A 25466-nucleotide genomic window follows, 5' to 3' on the forward strand; every position below is an offset into this window, starting at 1 on the left:
GCTCAGCGACCCGCCGGACTCCGGTTCTCCGCACTGACCATCCACGCGAACTGCTCGAGCCGCTCGATGATGGCGTGCAGGAGGTCGGCCGAGGTCGGGTCCTCTTCGTCGACGGCGTCGTGCACGTCGCGCACCGTTCCCACCGCGGCCTCGAGGCGCTCGGTGATCAGGTCGATGGTCTCCGTCGTCGACACCTCCCCCGCAGGGAACTCGGGAAGCGACGTCGTCTTCGCGATGGTCGCGCTGCGCCCGTCGGGGACGGCGTGCAGCGCACGCATGCGCTCCGCGATCGTGTCGCTGAAGGCCCGTGCATCGTCGATGATCTCGTCGAGCTGACGATGCGTGTCGCGGAAGTTGCGTCCGACGACGTTCCAGTGCGCCTGCTTTCCTTGGATCGCGAGATCAAGCAGGTCGACGAGCACCGCCTGCAGGTTGTTCGCGAGCGTCGTCGAGGCGGTGAACCCCTTCTCCGCGTTCTGCTGCCTGGTCGTCTTCGCCGCGCCCTTCGTCGAGCCGCCGGTCTTCGTGGTCTTGCTTTCAGCCATGGTGTGACCTCCTACCGGTGACGCTAGCCGGGGCGGCGACGCGCGGCGAGGGGGTTGACACCGTGGGGAGGCGACCCGGAATGTGGCTCGGGTGAATGACGCAGACAACGTGAAAGCAGACTCCGTGAACGAAGACTCCGTGAACGAAGATCCGAGCAGAACCCGGCCGGCGATCGTGATCTCCCCGATCGGCGACGCGGATGCCGGCGAGGTGCTGACCGTGCAGCGCGCCGCCTTCGTCTCGGAGGCCGCGATCTACGGGAGCGTCGACATGCCGCCGCTGACGCAGACGCTCTCCGAGCTGGAGGCGGAGCTGCGGTCCGAGTCCGGGCTGACGGCGCGCATCGACGGGCGCCTCGTCGGTGCCATCCGCTACGTCGAGAAGGACGGTCTGCTCCTGATCGGCAGGATCGCGATCGCCCCCGATATGCAGGGCGAGGGAATCGGGAGGCTGCTGCTCGAGAGCGCCGAGAAGGCCTCGGGCGCAGACGTCGCCGAGCTGTTCACCGGAAGCCTGAGCGAGGCGAACATCCGCCTGTACGAGTCGTGCGGCTATGAGGAGCATGAGCGGGTGCCCGACGGCGACGGCACCGCGCAGGTGTTTCTGCGCAAGAACCTGCGAGCAGGGTAAGAGCCTCCTCCGAATCCGCGCAAGGGGGTTGAGACGATCTCCGAGGTCCGGCATCGTGGCCCGGACATGCCGCGACCGTGGCATGCCCCAACCGGAAGGAGAGTCTCGTGCTCACCCTCACCGACAACGCCTCCGCCATCGTGACGACCCTTGTCAGCCGTCAGACCGACGCACCGGATGCCGGGCTCCGCATCCACTCCACCGAGGCCCAGGGACCCGAGGGCGGTGCACGCCTCGCCGTGCTCGTCGCCGCGGACCCCGAGCCGCAGGACCAGGTCGTGGAGGTCGCCGGCACCCGGCTGTTCCTCGATGAGTCGGCGGCCGCTGCACTCGACGACAAGATCCTCGATGCCGGCGTCGACGACGAAGGCTCCGTGTCCTTCGCCGTCACCCCTCAGGTCGCCTGACCGAAGGATTCCGGATGCCGCGGCCGATGGGGTCGCGGCATCCGTCTGCCTGCACCGCGTAACCTGGAAGAAGCTCGCACACCCGTGCGAACTCTGGAAAGGCCACCGTGAAGATCTCTCTGCTCCGCCGCTTCGTCGTCCTCGCGGAGGAACTGCATTTCCCGCGTGCGGCGGAAAAGCTCGGCATCCCGCTGGCTTCCCTCTACACGTCGATCGACAAGCTCGAAGCCGAGGTCGGTCATCCGATCGTCCATCGCGAAGGCCCGACCCGGCTCACCCCTGTCGGCGAACTCCTCCTCGTCGAAGCGAAGGCAGAGGTCGCCGCGGCTCCGGAGCCGGTGCGCAATGCACCCGCCCCGGCCGGAGGAAAGGCCAAAGCATCGAAGGGCAAGGGCCGCACGCCCGCCGTGAAGGGGCAGCCGAAGCCGTACAAGAAGCGTCAGGGTCGATAGCGGGTCAAGTCGCTCGGCGAGGGCCTCTGGGCGAGGTGCTCAGTCCCAGTCGAGGTACTCCTCGATGACCACGGCGGTCTCGATCGGGTGCGTCATCGGGAACATGTGATCGGCCCCGTCGATGCTCTTCACGCTCGCGCGCTCCGGCGCCGTCGACTGCAGCTGCTCTCCGTTTGCGAACGGAGCGTCGATGTCCTTCGTGCCCTGGATGATGAGGATCGGCATCACCGGCGCGAGCGGAATGTCATTCTCTTCGACAGCCAGCAGGGCCAGGCCGTTCACGCGATCGGCGTGGGCCAGAGCGAAGGCCCGTGCGACGGTACCGCCGAAGCCATGGCCGCCGATCCAGGTGTCGCCCAGACCGACGTGATCGATCACGGCGAGTACGTCTTCGACCCGATCCTCCAGCGAGACCTCTTCATGCTTGACCTCGGCGCGATGACCGATGCGCAGCACGTGGAAGCCCGCCTCCTCGGCGAGGTAGTGCGCGACGACGCCGAGAACATCCGCCGCCAGATCGCGCTCCTGGATCAGGACGAGCTTGACGGGACCGTCGCCCTCGTCGACGAAGGGGATCGCGCGGCCGTCGGGCTCGAAGATCTGGGTGTCGGTCATCGGCGTCAATCTCCTCGTGCCGTCAGGGTCAGGAACTCCGGCGGAACGTCCACGGTGGACGCCAGCGACCGAACCGCGGCCGAAGCCGCCATGTTCCAGCGTATCCCGACCCGGCGGTCAGCAAGACGTTCCGGCAGCGGATCAGCAGAGTCGGCCGCTACCAGGCCCGCCCGCGAAGATCGATCGTGCCCTCGGGCCACCTGCGCGGTGGGGAGCCGAGCGGGAGTGTCAGAATCGGTGGCCCCGGAGGCTGCGTGGTGGGCTGACCGGCGCGATCGATCGAGTGCTCCGCTGCAGAGACGCGGTGCCATCCGCAGGATTCGTAGAAGGCGACGACCTCTTCACGGCATCCGAGGTACCCGAACGCGATGCCCCCGGCCTCCGTCATCGATGCGGCTGCGCACTCCATGAGCTGGGCGCCGACCCGCTCTCCTCGTGCCTGCGGGGCGATCAGAACCCCACCGACTCCGGCGATCACGACCTCGGCTGCACCGACGCTGATGGTGCGCCGCGCCCAGCCGACGTGTCCCACCACGGCATCATCGAGTCGGGCGATGACATGGAGGTCGTGCGGCGCGTAACCGTAGGGCTGATCAGGATTCCACACCCCGAGTTCCGCGGAGTACTCGGCGTGGAAAAGCTCCCGCAGCCCTGCCAGGTCGTTCGTGGTCAGCCGATCGTGCGGGACGCTGTCGATGACGACGCTCGTCATGCCTCGACGACCTGCCCGGCCTCCACCCGCCACTGCCGGTCGGTCTGCACGGTCGCGAGCATCCGCCGGTCATGGGTGACCAGCAGCAGGGTTCCCTCGTAGGACTCGAGCGCCTGTTCGAGCTGCTCGATCGCGGGCAGGTCGAGGTGGTTCGTCGGCTCGTCGAGCACGAGCAGGTTGACGCCCCGCGCCTGCAGCAACGCCAGTCCGGCGCGGGTGCGCTCCCCCGGCGACAGTTCGTCGACAGCGCGCATCACGTGATCGACCTTGAGTCCGAACTTCGCGAGGAGAGTACGGACCTCGCCGGACGCCATCTCCGGCACGAGCCCCTCGAAGGCGACAGCGAGCGGCTGCGTGCCGACGAGCTGGGCGCGGGCCTGGTCGATCTCCCCGATCTGCACACTCGCACCGAGACTCGCCCTGCCCTCGTCCGGAAGCTGCCGCCCGAGCAGCCCGCGCAGCAGCGTCGACTTCCCCGCGCCATTGGGGCCGGTGATGCCGATCCGCTCCCCCACGTTCACCTGGAGCGACACCGGTCCGAGCTGGAAGCTCCCCTGCCGGAACACGGCCGAGCTCAGTGTCGACACGACCGAGCTGGAGCGCGGTGCCGAGCCGATGGTGAACTCGAGCTGCCACTCCTTGCGCGGCTCTTCGACCTCTTCGAGCCGGGCGATCCTGCTCTCCATCTGACGCACCTTCTGCGCCTGCTTCTCACTCGACTCGGCCGACGCCTTGCGTTTGATCTTGTCGTTGTCCGGAGCCTTCTTCATCGCGTTGCGCACACCCTGGCTCGACCACTCGCGCTGGGTCCGGGCACGAGCGACGAGGTCGGCCTTCTTGTCGGCGAACTCGTCGTACTTCTCGCGCTGGTGTCGACGCACCGTGGCCCGCTCCTCCAGGTACGCGTCATAACCACCGCCGAACACCCGGTTGCTGTTCTGCGCGAGATCGAGTTCCAGCACGCGGGTCACGCAGCGCGCGAGGAACTCGCGGTCGTGGCTGACCACGACGACACCGCCGCGGAGTCCGCGCACGAAGGCCTCCAGCCGCTCGATCCCGTCGAGGTCGAGGTCGTTGGTCGGCTCATCCAGCAGCGCGATGTCGAAGCGCGAGAGCAGCAGCGCGGCGAGCCCCACGCGGGCGGCCTGTCCGCCCGACAGCGAGGTCATCATCGCTGCGGCCAGGTCGTCGCCCAGGTCGAGTCCGAGGTCGGCGAGCACCACCGGAAGTCGCTCGTCGAGGTCGGCGGCACCGCTCGCCAGCCAGCGGTCCAGCGCGACGGAGTAGGTGTCGGCAGGATCGGTGCCAGGAGCGGCGAGAGACGGGTCCCCCAGGGCCGCTGCGGCAGCATCCATGGCTTCGGTCGCGGCCGCGCAACCGGTACGACGGCCGATGTAGTCGATGACGCTCTCCCCGACGATGCGTTCGTGCTCCTGCGGCAGCCAGCCGACGAAGGCATCCGCCGGTGAGAGCCGGATCGTGCCGGCCTGGGGCTCGTCGACACCGGCCAGCAGCTTCAGAAGGGTCGACTTCCCCGCCCCGTTCGCCCCGACGAGGCCGACGACGTCACCCGCGGTGACGGTCAGGTCGAGGGAATCGAACAGGGTGCGGTGGCCATACCCGCCGGCCAGCCCTTGGGCCACGAGTGTTGCGGTCATCCGTCAATCCTGTCACCCGTGCGGGTGGGCCGCGGACGCGGGTTCTCCGCGAGCGCCGATACGAGATCTCTCGAGTCGGCGGGTCAGCACGAGCGCGACGATGACGATGATCAGGCAGAACGGGCCGGCGAATCTACACGAACGGGATCGTGAATCCTCCGGAGAACATCACCGCAGCCAGGCCCACGATCGCCAAACCCACGAGCATGACATAAGCGACACCCCGCACCCACCCGTTCGAACGACCGGCGGCGGTAGTGAGGACCAGGGTTCCCATGGGCACCAGCATCAGCCCTCCGAACAGCAAAGCGGGCGCAACACGAACATCGGGAGCCGGGCACGGCGATGCCAACGCACACAGCGTCGGCATGTACTGCGCCGCCCACAGAGCCGCCCACGTCACGAACAGAATCGCCACGGCGGGAAGCATCTTCAGCGCGAGGCTCCGACGAGAGCGTTCCACAGTGTCCACAGGGTTACCCTGGCAGGCGCCCGACGAATCGCGCTAGTTGTTGAAGCGGAACTCCACCACGTCGCCATCCTGCATGACGTAGTCCTTGCCTTCGAGGCGGGCCTTGCCCTTGGCGCGGGCCTCGACGACGGATCCGGTCTCGACCAGGTCTTCGAACGAGACGATCTCGGCCTTGATGAAGCCCTTCTCGAAGTCGGTGTGGATGACACCGGCCGCCTGAGGCGCCTTCGACCCCTTGGGGATCGTCCAGGCGCGAGCTTCCTTCGGACCGGCCGTGAGGTACGTCTGCAGGCCGAGCGTGTCGAACCCGATGCGGGCGAGCTGGTCGAGTCCGGACTCGTCCTGGCCGGTCGAAGCCAGCAGTTCCGCCGCATCCTCCGGGTCGAGGTCGATCAGTTCCGACTCGATCTTCGCGTCGAGGAAGATGGCCTTCGCCGGGGCGACGAGAGCGGCGAGCTCCGCCTTGCGCGCGTCGTCGGTCAGCACGGCCTCGTCGACGTTGAAGACGAAGATGACGGGCTTCGCGGTGAGCAGACCCAGCTCGCGGATGGGCGTCAGGTCGATGCCGGCGACCGAGAGCAGCACGCCGCGCTCCAGCGCATCCTTCGCCGCATTCGCAGTCTCGAGCACGACAGGCTCGATCTTCTTGCCGCGGACTTCCTTCTCGTACCGGGCGATCGCCTTGTCGACGGTCTCCAGATCGGCGAGCATGAGCTCGGCGTTGATCGTCTCCATGTCGGATGCCGGGTTGACCGTGCCGTCGACGTGCACGACGTCGTCGTCGGCGAAGCCGCGAACGACCTGCGCGATGGCGTCGGCCTCACGGATGTTGGCCAGGAACTTGTTGCCCAGGCCCTCCCCCTCGCTCGCACCGCGCACGATGCCGGCGATGTCGACGAACGACACGGCGGCGGGGAGGATCCGCTCGCTGCCGAAGATCTCCGCGAGCTTCTCCAGACGCGGATCGGGCAGGTTCACCACGCCGACGTTGGGCTCGATCGTCGCGAACGGATAGTTCGCCGCGAGCACGTCGTTCTTGGTGAGTGCGTTGAAGAGGGTGGACTTGCCGACGTTGGGCAGGCCGACGATTCCTATGGATAAGTTAGGCATGGCATGAAGAGCTTATCGGGCGCTCCTTCCCGCGTGGTCACTCGTGCAGTTCGCCGCAAGCTCAGTAGCATTCGAATATGCGCACACGAATCGGCCTCGCGGCTATTTTCACCCTCGTCGCCCTGACCGGCTGTACCGCGACCGGACCCATCAATTCTCCGGCACCGGTCGAGTCGGCCACCAACGGCTCCGCCGCGACCGCGACCCCCACCTCTTCCCCGACGTCAGCTCCGGTTGCTGAGGCGGAGTTCACCGACTCACTACTCGTCGATCTCTGCATCGAAAAGACCACGCAAGACCACGGCGGCTCGCCGGAGTTCAAGAAGGACCAAGCGACGGTGGAAGCAATCGAAGCCGACCCGCCGTGGCTCGTCATCGTACCCGCCACATCCGCAGTTGGCGACACCATCTCGTACTGCACCATTGGCGGCTCGCCCGCGGCCCCCGTATTCGCACTCCACGGCGCTGCTGACCCATCGATGGAGGCCGAGATACGGAGTTGGGCGACGTCCTAGACCACTGGCGGGGCCTGCCATGTGCTGCCCCGCGATAGAAGTGGACTTACTTAGACGTTGCCATCACGGACGATGCCGATAGTGAGAGCCACGGGGCACGAGTCTACCTGGCCGGTGCCCGGCGATCCTGCGGGAGCTGTGGGTCAGTCGCGGACGGCGCGGTACGCACGGGTCACGTACGGAAGGTCGATGGTCGCATCGCCATGCAGGTCGAGCTCATCGAAGAGGGCGTCGAGCTCCCGGCGGATGCGCTCCTTCTCCTCGTCAGGGGCGGTGATGATGTAGCTCCGTGATGCCGCCATCCGGTGCAGCACGTCGCGGGTGACGGGGCGGACCCATTCCCAGCGTTCCTGCTCGAGCGGCCCGAACGGCGCGGCGACGACCGGATCTCCCTCGGCGAGCATGATCTCGGCGTGACTGCCGTGCATGATCTCGGTGAGCCTGCGGACCCACTCGACACGATCGTCGCGGATGTTCCAGATGAGGCCGAGCACTCCCCCGCTGCGTACGGTGCGCCCGATCTCCGCGGAGCCGGCGACCGGATCCACCCAGTGCCAGGCTTGCCCCAGCACGACGGCGTCGACGCTCGCGTCCGGAAGCGGCAGCTGCTCCGCGGACCCGACGAAGGTGGGCACCCCCGGAACCGCAGCGCGGAGCGTGGCAAGCATCTCCGGGTCGGGGTCGACCGCGACGACCTCGGCGTCGGGAGCCTGCGAGAGGACGCGCGTGAGCTTGCCCGTTCCCGCGCCGACATCGGCGACGCGACGGGAATCCGCGGGCATCCGTTCGAGCATCCACGCCACCGCCTCGAACGGATAGTCGGGCCGTCCGGCCTCGTAATCCCCGGCCTGCGCTCCGAACGACGTCGCCATGTCCTCAGCCATGTCGCCAGCATACGGCGAGTCTCCGACCCCTCGGCGAGCCGCCGGGGGAAAGTGGGGATGTGCCACTGGATTTCACTGCGATCGACTTCGAAACCGCGAACTCCAGTCCGGCCTCTGCCTGCTCCGTCGGTCTCGTCCGCGTGCGCGGCGGTGAAGTCGTCGCGACCACGGGATGGCTGATCCAACCACCGCCAGGGCACGACGAGTTCCAGGAGTGGAACGTCCGCATCCACGGCATCCAGCCCGAGGACGTGCTGTCGGCCGCCACGTGGGTCGATCAATTCGATCGCCTGTGCGCGTTCGCCGGGGCCGACGTGCTCGTGGCGCACAATGCGGGCTTCGACCTCAACGTCCTGCGTCGCGCCTCCGAGGCGACCGGGCAGCTCTGCCCGCCCTACCGCTCGCTGTGCAGCCTGCAGGTCGCCCGCAAGACGTACACACTCGATTCGTATCGCCTGCCGATCGCCGCCGCCGCTGCCGGATTCGAGGAGTTCGCGCACCACGACGCCCTCGCCGATGCCCGCGCCTGCGCGCAGATCGTCATCGATGCGGCCGCGAGGGCCGGCGCGGCCGACGTGTTCGCACTCGCCGATGCCCTGAGCCTGCGTGTGACCGCTCCCGTCGCACCCGTCGCGCCCGTTCTGGAGCGCGCCGTCGCCTGAACCGCCGGGCCTGAACCGCAGAGCCTGAACCGCCGCACCGCCGCACCGCGGCCGGCGCGTCACACGGCATCCGTGCGCGGCGACCCGGGAATGTCGGATGCCGGCCGCATCATGAACACATGGATGCTCTGGCTGTCGTTCTCCTCCTCGTCGCCCTCGCGGCGGGTGTCGCCGTGGGCTGGTTCCTCCGTGCCGGTCGCGGGGCAGCTGACCTCGCGCGTGCCCAGGCCGAGCTGGCGGCCGCGCGTGACGATCGCGACCGGCAGTACGACCTGTACCGCGACGCCGTCGAGCATGCGCGGAACGAGCAGCGTGCGGAGGCGCAGCGGGTGCAGCAGCAGAACGCGGTGCTGACGGCCCTGGCTCCGGTCCGCGAGAGTCTGCAGCAGATGCAGACCAAGGTCACGGCCATCGAGCGGGAGCGGCACGCCCAGTTCGGCACTCTCGAAGAGCAGCTGCGTCGCGCCCAGGAGTCCGACGAGGCGCTGCGGGCGACGACGGAATCGCTGGCCGGCGCTCTGCGTTCCACCGCCACGCGCGGTGTCTGGGGAGAGACCCAGCTGCGCCGCGTGGTGGAGGCTGCCGGGCTCACCCGTCACATCGACTTCGACCTGCAGGCGACGATCTCCTCCGACCGTGGTCAGGGGCGGCCCGACATGGTCATCCGCCTCGCCGGCGGCAGCTCGATCGCGGTCGACGCCAAGGTGCCTCTCGACGCCTACCTCGAGGCCTCCGCTCTCCCCGGGGGCGATGCGCGAGAGCCGCAACGCCGCACGCTGATGCAGAAGCACGTCAAGGCGGTCCGTGCGCACATCGACGCCCTGGCGAAGAAGGCCTACTGGGCCGGGCTCGATGCCAGTCCCGAGTTCGTGATCTGCTTCCTGCCGAGCGAGTCGCTGCTGGCCGCCGCCATCGATGAGGACCCGACCCTGCTCGACTATGCGTTCAGCCGCCGGGTGGCGCTCGCCTCCCCCGTCAACCTCTGGGCGGTGCTGAAGACCGTCGCCTTCACCTGGACGCAGCAGGAGGTGTCGACCGAGGCGCGCACGCTGCTCGCCCTCGGCACACAGCTGTACGACCGGCTGGGTACGCTCGCCGGGCATGCCGACGACCTGCGTCGGGCGCTGGAGCGCACCGTCGACAGCTACAACCGATTCGCCGGCTCACTCGAGACGCGCGTGCTCGTCACCGCCCGCCAGTTCCCAGGCGTCGATGCCTCTGCGCTCGCGACCGCATCTGCCACCACGGTGGGCGCAGCCAGAAGATTCACCGCACCTGAGCTCCTCACGACGGATGACACCGCCTCCGGCGATCATGCGTCGCAGACCGGCGGGATCGCCGCTCTCGAGGCCACGCGTGGCGAGACGGTCCGTGCGGACGTCGGCGACGTGCGGCATCGACTCGACGAGGGATGATGCGGGCGGATCAGCGACCGGGGACGGCCCTCAGGCGATGCCGGGAACGCCGCTGAGCAGCAGGATGACGAGACCGCTGGTCGCGAGGAACGCGCCGATCATCCACCAGGCGCTGATCTCGTGTCCCTCGTCTCGACGCACACGGAAGAGCACGTCGGCCCGGCGAGCCGGATCGACCACCGAAGCGGCCGGTGTGGCGACGGGCGGTGTCGGAACGGATTCCGCATCGGCGCTCACCCGCAGGATGCGGCCCGTGTTGGTCGTGATGATCTTCGTCGGGGCGGCCTTCGAGCCGCTCGTGTGCTGCGTTGTCATCTGTTCGCCCTCCTGTGCCTGCGGTGCCTGGCGGCTCCGTCGACGGCGACAAACCCAGTGACAATTGTGACACGGCGCCCCGGAGAACCGTGGATCGTGCCCCTGCCGGGCGATACCGGCTCGATAACGATGCCACCGGTTCCCCGGCCGACGATCACGTGAAGGCAGGCTCCCGAACGATCAGAGCCACTTCGAGACGAGGTGCTCCGATGCGATGCGCCGAAGGGTTCCGGATGCCCCGCGGAGCACGACGCTCTCGGTGTAGACGTAGCCGCGTTCGCGACGGACGCCGGCGACGAGCTGCCCGTCGGTGACACCGGTCGCGACGAAGATCGTGTTGTTCCCCTGCACCAGGTCATCCGCCTCGTAGACCTTGTCCATGTCGAGTCCGGCGTCGATGCCGCGCTGACGCTCGTCATCGTCGCGGGGCCAGAGGCGACCCTGGATGTGCCCGCCGAGAGCCTTGATCGCACACGCCGTGACGATGCCCTCCGGACTGCCGCCGACCCCGACGCACATGTCGGTGCGCGCATCGTGACGGGCGGCGTTGATGCCACCGGCGACATCACCGTCGCTCATCAGACGGGTGCCGGCGCCGGCGTCGCGGATCTCCTGGATCAGCTGCTCGTGACGCGGGCGGTTCAGCACCGAGACGACGATCTCGTCGACCGGCTTGTCCAGCGCACCCGCGAGCTTGCGGATGTTCTCACCGATCGGCAGACGGATATCGACGACCCCGACACCTGCCGGGCCCGTGACGAGCTTGTCCATGTAGAAGACGGTCGATGCGTCGAGCATCGTGCCACGATCCGAGACGGCGATCACGGAGAGGGCGTTCTGCCGACCGGCGGCCGTGAGAGAGGTTCCGTCGATGGGGTCGACCGCGATGTCGCACAGAGGTCCGCGGCCCGTGCCCACCACCTCGCCGTTGAAGAGCATCGGGGCGTTGTCCTTCTCCCCCTCGCCGATGACGACGCGGCCCTGGAAGTCGACCGTGCCGAGGAAGGCGCGCATGGCATCGACAGCCGCACCGTCCGCCGCCTCCTTGGCACCGCGGCCGATGAACGGCACCGCGCGGATCGCCGCGGCCTCCGTCGCACGCACCAGCTCCATCGCGAGGTTACGGTCGGGACGAAGAGGGCTCAGATCCGCTGTCAGACTCACCATGCGGTCAGCCTAGCCACCGACGGGTCCGAATCCGGCCCCTTTCGGCCCGTATCCCGCGAAGGATTCGCGATTCTTAACAAGGAAGCAGAAGCGGTCTTGCGCACTGGAGGTCATGACTGCGGTAGAGGCCCACACGCCCCGATAGAGTGGCAGCTGTCCCGGCTTCCCCTATCGCAGGAGTTCTCATGCCCGTCGCCACCCCGGATCAGTACGCCGAAATGCTCGACCGCGCGAAGGCCGGCGGCTTCGCGTACCCCGCATTCAACGTCTCCAGCTCGCAGACGATCAACTCCGTCCTCCAGGGGCTGACCGAAGCCGGCTCCGACGGCATCATCCAGGTCACCACGGGTGGAGCCGACTACTTCGCCGGCCACACGGTGAAGGCCCGCGCCACGGGCGCCCTCGCGTTCGCCCGCTTCGCCACCGAGGTCGCGAAGAACTACCCGATCACCGTCGCACTGCACACGGATCACTGCCCGAAGGATGCGCTGGCGGGCTTCGTCGAGCCGCTCATCGCCGCGTCCGAAGAAGAGGTCAAGGCCGGTCGCAACCCGATCTTCCAGTCCCACATGTGGGACGGCTCGGCAGTTCCCCTCGCGGAGAACATCGAGATCGCGAAGGACCTGCTCCCCCGCATGAAGAACATCAACGCCATCCTCGAGGTCGAGATCGGCGTCGTCGGCGGCGAAGAGGACGGCGTGCAGCACGAAGGCTCGAACGAAGCCCTCTACACGACCTTCGCCGATGTCGACCAGGCCGTCCAGGCACTGGGCCTCGGCGAGCAGGGCCGCTACATCGCCGCCCTCACCTTCGGCAACGTGCACGGCGTGTACAAGCCCGGTGGAGTGAAGCTGCGCCCGGAGCTCCTCGGCGAGATCCAGGCCGAGGTCGCCGCCAAGTACAACACCGGCGCCAAGCCGCTCGACCTGGTGTTCCACGGCGGATCGGGTTCCACCGATGAGGAGATCGCCCTCGCGGTCGCCAACGGCGTGATCAAGATGAACATCGACACCGACACGCAGTACGCCTACACGCGTGCGATCGCCGACTACATGTTCAAGAACTACGACGGCGTCCTCAAGGTCGACGGCGAGGTCGGGAACAAGAAGCAGTACGACCCGCGCGCCTGGGGAAAGATCGCCGAGTCGGCGATGGCTGCCCGCGTGGTCGAGTCGACCCGTCAGCTCGGCTCGTACGGCCAGTCCCAGAGCTGATCGGTCGCGAGACGAGAGAAGGGGCCCGGCATTCCTGCCGGGCCCCTTCTTCGTAGCCGAGGGGCGTCGTGCGTCGACGCCGACGGGATGAGGTCAGGGAGCCGTCATCTGCTCGAGGTGGGCGACGAACGCCGGATCGCTCATCATCGGCACCGCGATGCAGATCGACACCACGCCCATCGTGATGATTGCGCCGACGATCGGGAGCCACCAGGTGATCCGTCCTCGACGCAGGCGACGGATCGAGAGCGCGGCGGTGACAGACCATCCGACCGCGAGCACGATCGCGGCGATCGTCCCCCAGGTCTTCCCCTGCGCGAAGTTCGTGAACTCCCCTTCGATGCCGAGGACCTTCATCGTCTGGTTCATGACCGTGGGCAGGTCGAGGTAGGACAGACCGGTGACGACGATGTTGATCAGCCCGTAGGCGAGCATCGCGATCGTCGCAAAACGATCGAGAGGGTGCGATCGCTTCGTCGCGGGATCACTCGTCGAAGGACCTGCCTGTGGAGCAGGCGGCAGGGGCGTCGTGGGCGGTGCGATCACCACGTCTTCGAGCGGCGGCAGACCGGCCGCTCGTCGCTGCTCCTCGGGAGTCGCGATTTCGCCGTACCGGGGCCGTTCTTCACTCATCTCGCCATGCTAACGGCCCCACCTCTGGCCGGTTCACAGCCGATCGCCGCGGGACCGCGCGCCGGAAACGATAGCGGCCCCGGAGAAGTGGGGACTTCTCGGGGCCGCGGACGTGGAGCACTGGGGACGCTCCTCATCCAGATTGATCGCCAGCGCTGGGGACGCTGAAGGCGATCAGTAGCGTTCATGTATGCCGCTACTCTCCCCATAGTAGGAAAACGCATGCCGCAATACCAGGGGTCGTACTTCAGATAGTGAACTCCGCTCCGGAGCTCCCCTCGTCCAGCGCATCCGCCCCCAACTGCAGCGAGAGCTTCCGCGCGGTCTGCTGTAGAGCCGAGACGAGCGTGCGATCCACGACGGCCCGATCCGCCGGCAGCGATATCGCCAGGGACGCGGTGATCCCCGGCGCGATGACCGGCACGGCGACGCAGGTGGCGCCGATGGCGTATTCCTCCCGATCGATCGCCCAGCCCGGCGAGCGGTCCAGCTGAGTGAGCAGCGCCCTGCGGTCGGTGATCGTCCGCGGGGTGAGTTCCGGCAGACGGTGCCTCGAGAGGTAGTCCAGGCGATCGGCTTCCGGCAGGGCTGCGAGGATCTGCTTCCCCAACGCCGTCGCGTGGGCGCTCGACTGTAGCCCCACCCATAGTTCGATGCGGGGGTTGCGGACCGCGTCGACGATATCGACCAGGTGCATCTCCCCGTCGTCGAAGCGTGAGAGATAGGCCGTGGCACCCACGTCTTCCGTCACCTCGCGGAGCGCCGCGCGCACGCGGGCGAGGAACACGCCCCGCGAGCTGATCTGCTCCTGGAAAGACGGAAACCGGGCGCCGAGCACGACCCCGTCGGGTTCCGACGCGAGATACCCCTCGTGCACGAGCGTGCGCACCAGGTTGTAGGTGGTGCCCGGGGTCAGACCGGTGATCGCCGCGAGCATCTTGGGCGGAAGAGGACGAGGAGAGTTGGCCACGATGTCGACCAGCCGCAGAGCGCGTTGCACCGACCCGATGAGGGTGGGCTCCGCCTCCGCGGCGTTCACCGCTACGCGCCTCCTCCTGATGCACGACCGCCGAGTGCCCGCGCGTCGCGCTGTCCCGCAGCGTCCTGACGCAGTTCCTTGGGCAAGGAGAACATGAGGTCCTCCTCTGCCGTCTTCACCTCTTCGACGTCGCGGTAACCGGCGTCGCCGATCGCGTCGAGCACCTCGCGCACCAGGACCTCGGGCACCGAGGCGCCGCTGGTCACGCCGACGGTCTCGACGCCGTCGAGCCACTCCTGCTGGATCTCCTCGGCGTAGTCGACGCGATAAGCGGCCTTCGCCCCGTACTCGAGCGCGACCTCGACGAGGCGCACACTGTTGGACGAGTTCGACGAGCCCACGACGATCACGAGATCCGCACCGGCGGCGACCTTCTTGATCGCCACCTGGCGGTTCTGCGTGGCGTAGCAGATGTCGTCGGACGGCGGGTTCTGCAACTCGGGGAAACGAGTGCGCAGGCGGTTGACGGTCTCCATCGTCTCGTCGACCGAGAGCGTGGTCTGCGAGAGCCAGACGACCTTGTTCGGATCCTTCACGACGACCGTGTCGGCCTCTTCCGGAGAGTTCACGACCGTCACATGCTCGGGAGCCTCACCGGCCGTTCCCTCGACCTCTTCGTGGCCGTCGTGGCCGATGAGCAGGATCTCGAAGTCGTCCCGGGCGAAACGCACGGCCTCGCGATGCACCTTCGTGACCAGCGGGCACGTCGCGTCGATCGCGTGGAGTCCGCGATCGGCGGCCGCGTTCACGACCGCCGGCGAGACGCCATGAGCGCTGAAGACCACGTGAGCGCCCTCGGGGACCTCGTCGACCTCTTCGACGAAGATCGCGCCCTTCTCCTCGAGCTCCGTCACGACATGGATGTTGTGCACGATCTGCTTGCGCACGTAGACCGGAGCGCCATAGCGCTCGAGGGCCTTCTCGACGGCGACCACAGCGCGGTCGACGCCGGCGCAATAGCCGCGCGGTGCGGCGAGCAGAACGCGCTTGTGTCCGGCCACCGGGTTATCCTGAAGCCGCCCGGCCGCCGCACGCACTCGTGGAAGGCGGGGCACGGGGAGATGAACGGCAGTCGAAGTCACCCTTGAATTCTACCGTCGCACAGCTGTGCGCGGCCGGGGAGGTTCAGGGGCACGGAACGGGAGCGGATGACAGTCTTCGAAGCGACGACGGGCCAGGGCGAGACCCCTCCGGCCGATTCCGTCGCACCCCGCGACTCGACCGCTGACGCCCCCACCTCGGTCACGCGTCTGAATGCGACCATCCGCGACTTCATCGCCCGGTGGAACACCGTCTGGGTCGAGGGCGAGATCACCTCCTGGAACGTCCGCGCCGGCAACGTGTTCGCGCGACTGAAGGACACCCGCTCCGATGCGCAGATCTCCATCCGGGTGTGGTCGAGCGTGCGCGGACGCATCCCGTCCGACATCGGCGTCGGTGATCACGTCGTCGCCGCAGTGAAGGCCGACTACTTCGTCAAGGCCGGCGACTTCAGCTTCGCGGTCTCCGCGATGAAGCACGTCGGGCTCGGCGACCAGCTCGAGCGGCTCGAGAAGCTCCGCGTGCAGCTGCGGCAGGAGGGTCTGTTCGACCCGGCCAGGAAGAGGCGCCTGCCGTTCCTCCCGCACGTGATCGGTCTGATCACCGGTGAGCGGTCCGACGCCGAGAAGGATGTCCACCGCAATGCCGAACTGCGCTGGCCGCAGGTGCGCTTCCGCACCGAGTACGCCGCTGTGCAGGGCGACCGCTGCGTTCCCGACACGCTCGCGGCCCTCGCTCGACTCGACGCCGACCCCGAGGTCGACGTGATCATCATCGCCCGCGGCGGCGGCGACCCGCAGACGCTGCTCGGCTTCAGCGACGAGAAGCTGGTGCGAGCGGTCGCCGCGGTCTCCACCCCGGTGGTGAGTGCGATCGGGCACGAGAACGACCACCCGCTGCTCGACGACGTGGCCGATCTGCGCGCCTCGACCCCGACCGACGCCGCGAAACGCGTCGTGCCCGACGTCGGCGAACAGCGTGCGCTCATCGCCCAGCTGCGTTCCCGCGCCACCACGCGGCTGACGCAGCGACTCACCCACGACATCTCGCAGCTGGAGCAATTGCGCTCGCGCCCCGTGCTGCGCTCGCCCGCGCCGATCATCGACGCCCGCGCCCAGGAGATCTGGCTGCTGCTCGGACGTGGACGAGACGCCGTGAACCGACAGCTCGACGACGCCGGCCGCCGCACCGGCGAGCTCCGCGCGTCGCTGCGCGCGCTCTCCCCCGCGGCGACGCTGGCCCGGGGCTATGCCATCGCCCATCTCGACGGCGGCGTGATCCTGCGTGACGCCGCCGACGCGCCGGCCGGGAGCGCGCTCACGATCACCCTCGATCGGGGCTCGTTGAGCGCCCGCTCGGAGGGTGAGATCGCGGAAGACGCCTGAGCCGAGCACCCGCGGCACACGACGTAAGATGGAGGAGTGAGCGCCCTGAACGACACCCCTGTGGACACGCTGTCGTTCGAGGCGGCCCGTGACGAGCTGGTCAAGGTCGTGGCCGAACTCGAGCAGGGTTCCCCGACGCTCGAGCACTCCCTCGCCCTCTGGGAACGCGGTGAGGCTCTCGCCGCCCGCTGCGAGGAGTGGCTGCTGGGGGCCAAGCGCCGCCTGGATGCCGCCCGCGCCGCGGCTTCCGACGCCGAGACCCCGGCGGGAGATTCATGAGCAAGCAGCCCCCGATCATCGCCGAACTCGGCCGCCCCGAGACTCCGGACGAGACCGCCGCACGCAAGGCCGCATCCAGCAAGGCCTACCGATCGAGCCAGACGGTGCGCAACCTCGTCGCCGCGCTGCTGGTCACTCTCGCCGTGGTCGCCGTCATCATCTTCGCCGTGCCTCGCGGCGCCCCCGTCGAGCAGAAGCCCCTCGACGTCGCCGCGGTCGCCGAAGGTGTGGAGTCCTCGATGGACCGCCCTGTCCTCATCCCCGAGCTCGGCGACTTCTGGCGTGCGAACGGTGCAGAGATGCAGGGTGGAGCCACCGTGGTGTGGGAGGTCACCCTCGCTCCCAAGTCCGACAAGGAACGTGGTTTCATCAAGGTCGCGCAAGCGTTCGACGCCGATTCCTCCTGGGCACCGCAGCGCCTGAACGGCATTGCCCCCACCGACACGGTGCGCATCGGCGGACTCGACTGGGACGTCTACAAGCCGGGCAGCGCCGAATCCAACGCGAACGTCACCTACGCCATCGGCACCCAGGCCGGCGACGACTACATCCTGCTCTACGGATCGCGGTCGGCGGATTCGACCGCTGAGCTCGCCGAGTCGCTCATTCCGCAGATCCGCACCATCTCGGAGGCTTCATGACGCACCCGCTGACCCCCACCGCCGCCTGGAAGCAGATGCAGGACGGCAACCGCCGTTTCGTGCAGGACGAGCCGCGGCACCCGAACCAGGACGTCGCCCGCCGCAAGGATCTGACAGCGGCCCAGCACCCGGTCGCGACGCTCTTCGGCTGCTCGGACTCGCGTCTGGCCGCCGAGATCATCTTCGACCTCGGCCTCGGCGACCTGTTCGTGGTGCGCAACGCCGGACAGGTGATCGGCGAGTCGATCGTCGCGAGCCTCGAATACGCCGTCGCGGTGCTCGAAGTGCCCCTGATCGTCGTTCTCGCCCACGACTCCTGCGGCGCCGTGCGCGCAGCGATCGAGGGCACCGCGATCGACGCCGCTCCCCTGCCACCGCACATCTGGAAGCTGATCGCCCCGATCGTCCCCGCGGCGCGGAAGGTGCTGGCCGAGAACGGCGGAACCACCGTCGCCGAGATCGACTCGGAGCTCGTCGGCATCGAACACCTGCGCAACACGGTGAGCGACCTGCTGCAGTCGTCCGAGATCATCAGCGACGCCGTCTCCGCGGGCCGCCTGGGCATCGTCGGCGCCAACTACCGTCTGGCCGAGGGCACCGCGGTGCCCGTGATCACGGTCGGAATCGACGCCGACGGCGTCACCACCGAGGGAACTGACCCCGCAACCGAGGAGGGTTCGGAATGACCGAGCAGGACTACCGCATCGAGCACGACACCATGGGTGAGGTGCGGGTGCCCGTGAACGCGCTGTACGGAGCGCAGACCCAGCGCGCCGTGGAGAACTTCCCGATCTCGGGCAAGGGTCTGGAGTCGACGCAGATCGCTGCCCTGGCCCGCATCAAGAAGGCCGCGGCGCTCGCCAACAAGGAGCTCGGCACCCTCGACGGCGCCATCGCCGACGCCATCGCCCAGGCCGCCGATCAGGTAGCGTCCGGCGCCCATGACGGAGAGTTCCCGGTCGACACGTACCAGACCGGATCCGGCACCTCGTCGAACATGAACATGAACGAGGTGCTGGCCACGCTCGCGACGCGCATCCTCGGCGCGACGGTGCACCCCAACGACCACGTGAACGCCTCGCAGTCGTCCAACGACGTGTTCCCGACCTCGGTGCACATCGCGGTCACCCAGGCTCTCATCGATACTCTCATCCCCGCGCTCGACCACCTTGCCGTCGCCCTCGAGGCAAAGGCAGAGCTATGGAAGGACGCGGTCAAGTCCGGTCGCACGCACCTCATGGACGCGACGCCCGTCACGCTCGGCCAGGAGTTCGGCGGTTACGCCCGCCAGATCCGCCTCGGCATCGAGCGCGTGCAGTCGGCCCTCCCCCGCGTCGCCGAGGTCCCGCTCGGCGGCACCGCAGTCGGCACCGGCATCAACACCCCGCTCGGCTTCCCGCAGAAGGTCATCGCGCTGCTGGCAGCGGAGACCGAGCTGCCGATCACCGAGGCCAAGGACCACTTCGAGGCGCAGGCCAACCGCGACGGTCTCGTCGAGGCCTCCGGCGCCCTGCGCACGATCGCAGTCTCGCTGACCAAGATCAACAACGACCTGCGCTGGATGGGCTCCGGCCCCAACACGGGTCTCGGAGAGCTGCACATCCCCGACCTGCAGCCCGGATCCTCGATCATGCCCGGCAAGGTCAACCCGGTCGTGCCCGAAGCCGTGCTGATGGTGTGCGCGCGCGTGATCGGCAACGACGCGACCGTCGCCTGGGCGGGCGCATCCGGGTCCTTCGAGCTCAACGTCGCCATCCCCGTCATGGGCACGGCCGTGCTCGAGTCGATCCGTCTGCTGTCGAACGCCTCGCGCGTGCTCGCTGACAAGACGATCGACGGCCTGCAGGCCAACGTCGAGCGCGCCGCTGCCTTCGCGGGCATGAGCCCGTCGATCGTGACCCCGCTGAACAAGCTCATCGGCTACGAAGCCGCTGCGAAGATCGCCAAGCACTCGGTCGCCAAGGGCATCACGGTGCGCGATGCCGTGATCGACCTCGGCTACGTGGAGCGCGGCGACCTCACCCTGGAGCAGCTCGACGAGAAGCTCGACCTGCTGTCGATGACGCACCCGGGCTGACCCATAGCGCGAAACAGCGGATGCCGCGAGGACTCTTCCTCGCGGCATCCGCTTTTTCCGGGCCCGCTTCCCCGCTCTCGGTGCACACGCATGACCAATCGACGATTGCATGACCATTCGGCGGGACGGCACGTGCATCCGGCATCACCTCATGCAGGTGCGCCACTTCACGCACGAGCCCGTGCGAGCGCGGCCAGAATCGCCGCCTCGACCACGTCCCACGAGTACACGATCATCGAATAGTCGAAGCGGAGCGTCTCGAAGCCGAGGTCGGATGCGCGCGCGTCTCGCATGAGATCACGATGCCGTTTCGCGGCACCGTCGTGGTTCTCGCGACCGTCGGCCTCGAGGATGACACGATCTTCGATCACGAAGTCGACCCGCCCGACCCCGTCGACGGCCACCTGGGTGCGCACAGCGACTCCGATGAGATGGAGCCTCAGCCGCACCAGGGACTCCAGGCCGCTCTCGGCGTCCGGACGCGCGAAATCGACGAGCCAGCGCGCCGTCGCAGGAAGGGCAGAGCGGACGTGCGCACGCGCCGCAGCCGTCAGCATCCGCTTGTTCCAAGCCGACTCGTATGCGGCGAAGAAGAACTCCTCCCCGTAGCAGGCGTATGCGTGGGTCAACGCGACCTCGATCGGCGCGATGCCGACCTCCATGCGACCGCGGGTGAAGTGCCCGACGCAGCCGCAGTGCTCCGGGTGATGTCGCCGCCCGCCGAGCCCCATCCAGACATGCACTTCCGTCGGAACCTCCAGCGTCCACACCTCCCTGATCCTCAAGGCACTCGCGCACGTGAGGGCGCCCCCGTGAGCCGCTGCAGCGACCACATCGGTCGCTGCGCGTCGAGATGCGAACACGCCCGGACGCACGCGGACGATACGACCCGCTCTGCACTCCGCGCCCAGCCGCGATCGCGAGCATCCGAAGGCCTGCAGCCGGGTTCCGCGTGCGACGCCTCCCAGGCGTTCGAGGAACACGTTGACGTCGATCATCGTCCGATTCTGAGGGCGTGCGCCCACTCGAACAGTACTCCTTCACGTGAACGGTGAGCACGAGTGCGGAACGCGCCGCCGTGCAGTCCGATTGATTCGCTTCCGCGTCTCAGGCGCATGACCATCCGACGAATGCATGACCGAGCACGACAAATCATCATGCGATCGGGCGGGGTCCATGCGAACGGACGAAACGGCACCGAGCCGAAACCGGGGATGCCGCGAGGAGCGAGTCCCCGCGGCATCCGCTGTTTCCGTCGTCAGCTGAGCTCTCCACCCTCCAAGAGCTCGGTGACGAGGGCGGCGATGGCCGAACGCTCGGAGCGCGTCAGAGTCACGTGCCCGAAGAGGTCGTGCCCCTTCAGCGTCTCGATCACGCTGGCGATTCCGTCGTGACGTCCGACCCGGAGGTTGTCGCGCTGACCGACGTCGTGGGTGAGGATCACCCGGGAATTCTGGCCCATCCGACTCAGCACCGTCAGCAGCACGTTGCGCTCGAGCGACTGCGCCTCGTCGACGATCACGAACGCGTCGTGGAGGGAGCGTCCGCGGATGTGGGTCAGCGGGAGCACTTCGAGCAGTCCGCGCTCGATGACCTCCTCGATCACGTTTCCCGACACCACCGAGCCCAGCGTGTCGAACACCGCCTGACCCCAGGGCCCCATCTTCTCGCCCTGGTCGCCGGGAAGGTAGCCGAGCTCCTGCCCGCCGACGGCGAACAACGGCCGGAACACGATGATCTTCTTCTGCTGCTGCCGCTCCAGCACCGCTTCGAGTCCGGCGCAGAGCGCGAGCGCCGACTTGCCGGTACCGGCGCGTCCGCCGAGGGAGACGATGCCGACCTCCTGATCGAGCAGCAGGTCGATCGCGATGCGCTGCTCGGCCGAACGGCCGTGCATACCGAAGATGTCGCGGTCTCCTCGTACGAGTCGGTACTCGCCGTCGCCCGTCACCCGGCCGAGCGCGGAACCGCGCTCGGAGTGGATGATCAGTCCGGTGTTCACCGGGAGACCGCGTGCCTGCTCGCTGATGCCGACCTCGCTCTCGTAGAGGTCGCTGATGTCGTCACCGGAGAGGTCGAGCGTCGAGATGCCGGTCCACCCGGAGTCCACCGCCTGCTCGGCCAGATACTCCTCGGCGCGCAGGCCGAGAGAGGCGGCCTTGACGCGCATCGGCAGGTCCTTCGAGACGATCGTGACGTCCTGCCCGTCCTGCGCGAGGTGCATGGCGACCGAGAGGATGCGCGTGTCGTTGTCACTGAGGCGGATGCCGGCGGGAAGCACGGAGGAGTCGGTGTTCGCCAGCTCGACGCGGAGCGTGCCACCCTCGCCGACCTCCACCGGGAAGTCGAGCCGTCCATGCTCGATGCGCAGGTCGTCGAGGTGGCGCAGGGCCTGCCGTGCGAAGTAGCCGATCTCCGGGTCGTGGCGTTTGCCCTCGAGTTCCGTGATCACGACGACGGGAAGGACGACCGAGTGCTCCGCGAAACGGAAGAACGCCTGCGGATCGCTCAGCAGGACAGAGGTGTCGAGGACATACGTGCGCAGATCCTGATCCGGATCGGCGGACGATGCCCGGCTCGACGTCTTACGGGTGGACTGCTGCGCGGTGCTGGTGGCCTGCTGCGCTGTACGTGTGGTCACGACCCACTCCCGACCCGGGGAATCCCGGCTATTCGAACGAGTCGACCAGGGGGTCACGAGTCGTCAACCTGAGGCCGACTCGAACGGGCGCCTTGCCCGATGCCTAGAACGTACGACCGTGCGGGTGATTAACCCGAATTCGACACGCCAATGATTCGTTACGCGCTGATGAACGTCTCGTTGCCGAACGCCCGCAGAGCATCGTCGAGGAGCTCGAATGTCGCGGCGTCGGTGCCCGCGTGCGGCGCGATCCGCACCGAGGCACCCCGTGCCGTGACGACCACTCCGGCGTTGGCGAGTGCCGCGGCGAGCCGCGCGGGCTCCTCCGGAGCGAGCGCGACGATGCCCGCACGCCGGCTGCGCTCGCGCGGGGAGCTCACCTCGATGCCGTGGCGGTCGGCGATCTCGATCACGGTGTCGACGTTCTGGGCGAGCCGCTCCTCGATCGAGACGACGCCGGCATCGCGCACGTCGCGCACGCCGATCGCGAGTCGGCCGGCCGCGAGCGTGTCGGGCTGGCTCACGGTGAAGGCGCGGGCCGACGGCGCAGGTGCAGGCAGTTCGTCGACGAACAGCGCCGCAGCCGTCGTGCCGGTGATACCGGACAACACGGGGGTGATGCGCTCTCGTGCACGGGGCGAGAACCACGCGAAGGCGCTGCCACGACCCGCGCGCAACCACTTGTAGCCGTGTCCGACCACCACGTCGGCAGCGGAGTAGTCGGCGTCGATCACACCGAACGACTGGACGGCGTCGACGATGAGCAGGCGGTCGGGCCCGATCGACTCGCGAAGCGCCGCGAGATCGACGCGGAATCCGGTGCGGAAGTCGACGTGGCTCACCGCCAGCGCGACCACCTCGTCATCGAGGGCCTCGATCACGGTCTCGGGTGTCACCCGCCCGTCGCCGGGTGTGATCCAGCGCGGTGCGACCGTTCGATCCGATGCCGTGGATGCGCGCTCCAGGGTCAGACTGACGCTCGGGAATTCGGCGGTGCTCGCGATCACGTCGCCGGAGAGCCCGAACAGCGCGTGCATGAGCCCGTGGGTCGACGACGGCTGCAAAGTGACGTCGTCGGCCTCCGCGTCCAGCAGCTCGGCGACGAGCTCCTGGGCCTGACCGATGCGCTCGGCGACCAGGGAGAGCGATGACGGCCGCCCGCTGCCGAGCAGATCGGCGTCGGCGAAGACCTCTTCACGGACGGACGGCGACAGCGGACCGAAGGCCGCCCAGTTCAGATAGCCGGACTCGGTGTCGAACGTGTCGACATAGTCCCGGAAAGTGCTCACTGCGTCATTGTGGCACGGCTCACAGGTCCCTGGTCCCCGGCCTCCCGACACCCGTTCAGCGCCCGAAGCGTCGGTCCCGATCGGCGTAGTCGCGGATCGCACGGAGGAAGTCCACCTGTCGGAGATCAGGACCCAGCGCCTCGACGAAGTAGAACTCGCTGTGCGCGCTCTGCCACAACAGGAAGTCGCTCAGCCGCTGCTCCCCACTCGTGCGGATCACCAGGTCGGGATCGGGCTGACCGCCGGTGTAGAGGTGCTCGCCGATCATCTCGGGCGTGAGATGGGCGGCGAGGTCTTCCAGCGTGCCGCCGGATGCCTCGTGCTTCGTGATGATGCTCCGCACCGCGTCGACGATCTCATTGCGTCCGCCGTAGCCGACGGCGAGATTCACGTGCAATCCGGTGTGATCCTTCGTGCGCTTCTCGGCGTCGGAGAGCACGCGCGCGAGTTCCGCCGGGAGGATGTCGGATCGGCCGACGTGCTTGACCCGCCAGTTGCCTTCACGGGACAAAGCCTCGGCGAGTTCGGCGATGATCTCGATGAGGTCGGTGAGCTCCGCGGAATCGCGCTTTCGCAGGTTGTCGCTCGAGAGCAGATACAGCGACACCACGCGCACACCGAGCTCGTCGCACCAGCCGAGGAACTCGCGCATCTTGGCGGCGCCCGCCCTGTGACCCTCTGCGGGCGTGTCCAGTCCGAGCTGACGCGCCCAGCGACGGTTGCCGTCGATCATCATCGCAACATGATGCGGCACGCTGGCCGGATCGAGGTGGCGACGCAGCCGGCTGGTGTAGAGCCGATACAGCGGCCCTCGCCCCGGGCTCTCGCGTGACATCACCTCCCTACGCTACCGTGTCGAGGCCCGCGGCATCGTGTGTGCGCGCTGAGGATATGTGCCCTGTGGGGTATGCGCGTCGGCTTAGAGTGAGCACGTGAGCACTCCCGAGCCCTCCGGCCCCGACGTCCCCCAGCTGCCCCTGCTCGAAGCGGCCGCCGTGGATGCGGCGACCGAGGTCAAACCGACCTGGCGCGGATGGATCCACGCCGGCACGTTCCCGGTGGCTCTGATCGCGGGCATCGTCCTCATCGTCGTGGCCGATGGCGCCCCGGCGAAGTGGGCCTCCGCCGTGTTCATGCTCACCTCGCTGCTGCTCTTCGGCAATTCGGCGCTCTACCACCGCATCGACTGGCGGCCGAAGGTGAAGGTGCTGCTCAAGCGCATCGACCACGCCAACATCCTGCTGCTGATCGCCGGTACCTACACTCCTCTGGCGGTTCTGGCGCTCCCGCCCGCGAAGGGCGTACTGCTCCTCTGCCTGGTGTGGGGCGGAACCCTCGTCGGCATCCTTTTCCGGGTCTTCTGGATCCACGCGCCGCGCTGGCTCTACGTCGCCCTGTACCTGCTGCTCGGCTGGGCGGCCGTGATGTACATCGTCGACCTCATGAACGCGAACTTCGCGATGATGGTGCTGGTGATCGTGGGAGGCCTTCTCTACACGGGGGGCGCCGTCGTCTACGCGCTCAAGAAGCCCAACCCCTGGCCGGGGCACTTCGGGTTCCACGAGATCTTCCACGTGTGCACGGTGCTCGCGTTCCTGTGCCACTGGACCGCGTGCCTGCTCATCGCGCTGTCACCGCTGTCGCCCTCGCTGGGCGCACCGTAGCGG

29 protein-coding genes are annotated in these 25466 nt (G+C 68.1%); 13 read left to right on the top strand and 16 right to left on the bottom strand.

The window, feature by feature from the left end; genetic code table 11:
- Positions 1 to 2 precede the first annotated feature (2 nt).
- A complete protein-coding gene (locus ABDC25_RS11850) occupies positions 3 to 545 on the bottom strand; it encodes a DNA starvation/stationary phase protection protein (RefSeq protein ID WP_021199572.1) in 543 nt (180 codons plus the stop codon).
- Positions 546 to 684: 139 nt separating this feature from the next.
- Here ABDC25_RS11850 and ABDC25_RS11855 point away from each other — a divergent pair, with 139 nt between their 5' ends.
- From ABDC25_RS11855 to ABDC25_RS11865, 3 genes are all read left to right on the top strand, one after another.
- Positions 685 to 1176 carry a GNAT family N-acetyltransferase gene (locus tag ABDC25_RS11855; RefSeq protein WP_084487307.1) on the top strand — a complete coding sequence of 164 codons (492 nt, stop codon included), beginning with the start codon at positions 685 to 687 and terminating at the stop codon, positions 1174 to 1176.
- Between the two features lie 107 nt (positions 1177 to 1283).
- Entirely contained in the window at positions 1284 to 1583 is a 300-nt protein-coding gene (locus ABDC25_RS11860; protein WP_017828684.1) for a hypothetical protein, read from the top strand.
- 107 nt (positions 1584 to 1690) lie between these two features.
- Positions 1691 to 2035 carry a LysR family transcriptional regulator gene (locus ABDC25_RS11865; protein WP_021199570.1) on the top strand — a complete coding sequence of 115 codons (345 nt, stop codon included), beginning with the start codon at positions 1691 to 1693 and terminating at the stop codon, positions 2033 to 2035.
- Between the two features lie 39 nt (positions 2036 to 2074).
- Here ABDC25_RS11865 and ABDC25_RS11870 read toward each other — a convergent pair whose 3' ends face one another.
- The 5 genes from ABDC25_RS11870 to ychF form a co-directional block, all read right to left on the bottom strand.
- Complete coding sequence (locus ABDC25_RS11870) at positions 2075 to 2650, bottom strand: alpha/beta hydrolase (RefSeq protein WP_021199569.1); 576 nt, start codon at positions 2648 to 2650, stop codon at positions 2075 to 2077.
- Between the two features lie 157 nt (positions 2651 to 2807).
- Positions 2808 to 3362, bottom strand: a complete 555-nt coding sequence (locus tag ABDC25_RS11875) for a GNAT family N-acetyltransferase (protein ID WP_021199568.1) — start codon at positions 3360 to 3362, stop codon at positions 2808 to 2810.
- Entirely contained in the window at positions 3359 to 5020 is a 1662-nt protein-coding gene (locus ABDC25_RS11880) for an ABC-F family ATP-binding cassette domain-containing protein (protein WP_347123046.1), read from the bottom strand. Before ABDC25_RS11880 ends, ABDC25_RS11875 begins: the two co-directional genes overlap by 4 nt.
- A 133-nt stretch (positions 5021 to 5153) precedes the next feature.
- A complete protein-coding gene (locus ABDC25_RS11885; RefSeq protein ID WP_347123047.1) occupies positions 5154 to 5438 on the bottom strand; it encodes a hypothetical protein in 285 nt (94 codons plus the stop codon).
- 87 nt (positions 5439 to 5525) lie between these two features.
- A complete protein-coding gene (ychF, locus tag ABDC25_RS11890; RefSeq protein WP_167254577.1) occupies positions 5526 to 6602 on the bottom strand; it encodes a redox-regulated ATPase YchF in 1077 nt (358 codons plus the stop codon).
- 77 nt (positions 6603 to 6679) lie between these two features.
- Between ychF and ABDC25_RS11895 the strand changes: the two genes are divergently transcribed.
- Positions 6680 to 7117 (top strand): hypothetical protein, encoded by a 438-nt coding sequence (locus ABDC25_RS11895; RefSeq protein ID WP_021199562.1) that lies wholly within the window; start codon positions 6680 to 6682, stop codon positions 7115 to 7117.
- Positions 7118 to 7260: 143 nt separating this feature from the next.
- Here ABDC25_RS11895 and ABDC25_RS11900 read toward each other — a convergent pair whose 3' ends face one another.
- Entirely contained in the window at positions 7261 to 8001 is a 741-nt protein-coding gene (locus tag ABDC25_RS11900; RefSeq protein WP_096359590.1) for a class I SAM-dependent methyltransferase, read from the bottom strand.
- A 59-nt stretch (positions 8002 to 8060) separates the two neighbouring features.
- On the opposite strand from ABDC25_RS11900, the gene ABDC25_RS11905 reads away from it, so the two are divergent.
- On the top strand, positions 8061 to 8663 hold the full coding sequence (locus tag ABDC25_RS11905) for an exonuclease domain-containing protein (protein WP_021199560.1): 603 nt from the start codon (positions 8061 to 8063) through the stop codon (positions 8661 to 8663).
- A 119-nt stretch (positions 8664 to 8782) separates the two neighbouring features.
- On the top strand, positions 8783 to 10078 hold the full coding sequence (locus ABDC25_RS11910) for a DNA recombination protein RmuC (RefSeq protein ID WP_021199559.1): 1296 nt from the start codon (positions 8783 to 8785) through the stop codon (positions 10076 to 10078).
- 30 nt (positions 10079 to 10108) lie between these two features.
- Here the strand turns inward: ABDC25_RS11910 and ABDC25_RS11915 are convergent, their stop codons facing one another.
- Together ABDC25_RS11915 and glpX are read right to left on the bottom strand one after the other, a co-directional pair.
- Positions 10109 to 10393, bottom strand: coding sequence for a hypothetical protein (locus tag ABDC25_RS11915; RefSeq protein ID WP_021199558.1), 285 nt, complete (start codon positions 10391 to 10393; stop codon positions 10109 to 10111).
- Positions 10394 to 10573: 180 nt separating this feature from the next.
- A complete protein-coding gene (glpX, locus tag ABDC25_RS11920) occupies positions 10574 to 11560 on the bottom strand; it encodes a class II fructose-bisphosphatase (protein WP_017828697.1) in 987 nt (328 codons plus the stop codon).
- 185 nt (positions 11561 to 11745) lie between these two features.
- Between glpX and fbaA the strand changes: the two genes are divergently transcribed.
- Positions 11746 to 12774, top strand: a complete 1029-nt coding sequence (gene fbaA, locus ABDC25_RS11925) for a class II fructose-bisphosphate aldolase (protein ID WP_021199556.1) — start codon at positions 11746 to 11748, stop codon at positions 12772 to 12774.
- A gap of 93 nt (positions 12775 to 12867) precedes the next feature.
- Here the strand turns inward: fbaA and ABDC25_RS11930 are convergent, their stop codons facing one another.
- The 3 genes from ABDC25_RS11930 to ABDC25_RS11940 all read right to left on the bottom strand — a co-directional run bounded on the left by ABDC25_RS11930 (position 12868) and on the right by ABDC25_RS11940 (position 15528).
- A complete protein-coding gene (locus tag ABDC25_RS11930; RefSeq protein ID WP_021199555.1) occupies positions 12868 to 13407 on the bottom strand; it encodes a DUF6264 family protein in 540 nt (179 codons plus the stop codon).
- Between the two features lie 247 nt (positions 13408 to 13654).
- The gene (locus tag ABDC25_RS11935; RefSeq protein ID WP_167254585.1) at positions 13655 to 14446 is read right to left on the bottom strand and encodes an IclR family transcriptional regulator; all 792 of its coding nucleotides are present in this window, start codon (positions 14444 to 14446) and stop codon (positions 13655 to 13657) included.
- 2 nt (positions 14447 to 14448) lie between these two features.
- Positions 14449 to 15528 carry a 4-hydroxy-3-methylbut-2-enyl diphosphate reductase gene (locus ABDC25_RS11940; RefSeq protein ID WP_172889151.1) on the bottom strand — a complete coding sequence of 360 codons (1080 nt, stop codon included), beginning with the start codon at positions 15526 to 15528 and terminating at the stop codon, positions 14449 to 14451.
- 66 nt (positions 15529 to 15594) lie between these two features.
- On the opposite strand from ABDC25_RS11940, the gene xseA reads away from it, so the two are divergent.
- From xseA to ABDC25_RS11965, 5 genes are read left to right on the top strand one after another with little or no spacing between them, the layout of a single operon-like run.
- On the top strand, positions 15595 to 16872 hold the full coding sequence (gene xseA, locus ABDC25_RS11945; RefSeq protein ID WP_021199552.1) for an exodeoxyribonuclease VII large subunit: 1278 nt from the start codon (positions 15595 to 15597) through the stop codon (positions 16870 to 16872).
- A gap of 36 nt (positions 16873 to 16908) precedes the next feature.
- Positions 16909 to 17151 (top strand): exodeoxyribonuclease VII small subunit, encoded by a 243-nt coding sequence (locus ABDC25_RS11950; protein ID WP_021199551.1) that lies wholly within the window; start codon positions 16909 to 16911, stop codon positions 17149 to 17151.
- Entirely contained in the window at positions 17148 to 17792 is a 645-nt protein-coding gene (locus ABDC25_RS11955; RefSeq protein WP_021199550.1) for a DUF4245 family protein, read from the top strand. The genes ABDC25_RS11950 and ABDC25_RS11955 overlap by 4 nt, the downstream gene beginning before the upstream one ends.
- Positions 17789 to 18478, top strand: a complete 690-nt coding sequence (locus tag ABDC25_RS11960; protein ID WP_167254587.1) for a carbonic anhydrase — start codon at positions 17789 to 17791, stop codon at positions 18476 to 18478. The genes ABDC25_RS11955 and ABDC25_RS11960 overlap by 4 nt, the downstream gene beginning before the upstream one ends.
- Positions 18475 to 19869 (top strand): class II fumarate hydratase, encoded by a 1395-nt coding sequence (locus ABDC25_RS11965; RefSeq protein WP_021199548.1) that lies wholly within the window; start codon positions 18475 to 18477, stop codon positions 19867 to 19869. Before ABDC25_RS11960 ends, ABDC25_RS11965 begins: the two co-directional genes overlap by 4 nt.
- Before the next feature lie 167 nt (positions 19870 to 20036).
- Here the strand turns inward: ABDC25_RS11965 and ABDC25_RS11970 are convergent, their stop codons facing one another.
- From ABDC25_RS11970 to ABDC25_RS11985, 4 genes are all read right to left on the bottom strand, one after another.
- Positions 20037 to 20867: a DUF559 domain-containing protein gene (locus ABDC25_RS11970; RefSeq protein WP_347123051.1), complete on the bottom strand. Its 831-nt coding sequence runs from the start codon at positions 20865 to 20867 to the stop codon at positions 20037 to 20039.
- A 260-nt stretch (positions 20868 to 21127) separates the two neighbouring features.
- The gene (locus tag ABDC25_RS11975; RefSeq protein WP_231479887.1) at positions 21128 to 22414 is read right to left on the bottom strand and encodes a PhoH family protein; all 1287 of its coding nucleotides are present in this window, start codon (positions 22412 to 22414) and stop codon (positions 21128 to 21130) included.
- Between the two features lie 254 nt (positions 22415 to 22668).
- On the bottom strand, positions 22669 to 23799 hold the full coding sequence (locus ABDC25_RS11980) for an aminotransferase class V-fold PLP-dependent enzyme (protein WP_347123052.1): 1131 nt from the start codon (positions 23797 to 23799) through the stop codon (positions 22669 to 22671).
- 55 nt (positions 23800 to 23854) lie between these two features.
- Entirely contained in the window at positions 23855 to 24634 is a 780-nt protein-coding gene (locus ABDC25_RS11985; protein ID WP_347125989.1) for an isoprenyl transferase, read from the bottom strand.
- A gap of 97 nt (positions 24635 to 24731) precedes the next feature.
- Between ABDC25_RS11985 and ABDC25_RS11990 the strand changes: the two genes are divergently transcribed.
- Positions 24732 to 25463 carry a hemolysin III family protein gene (locus ABDC25_RS11990; RefSeq protein WP_021199544.1) on the top strand — a complete coding sequence of 244 codons (732 nt, stop codon included), beginning with the start codon at positions 24732 to 24734 and terminating at the stop codon, positions 25461 to 25463.
- Positions 25464 to 25466 lie beyond the last annotated feature (3 nt).

Source organism: Microbacterium sp. SY138 (genome assembly GCF_039729145.1).
Lineage (GTDB): Bacteria > Actinomycetota > Actinomycetes > Actinomycetales > Microbacteriaceae > Microbacterium > Microbacterium maritypicum_A.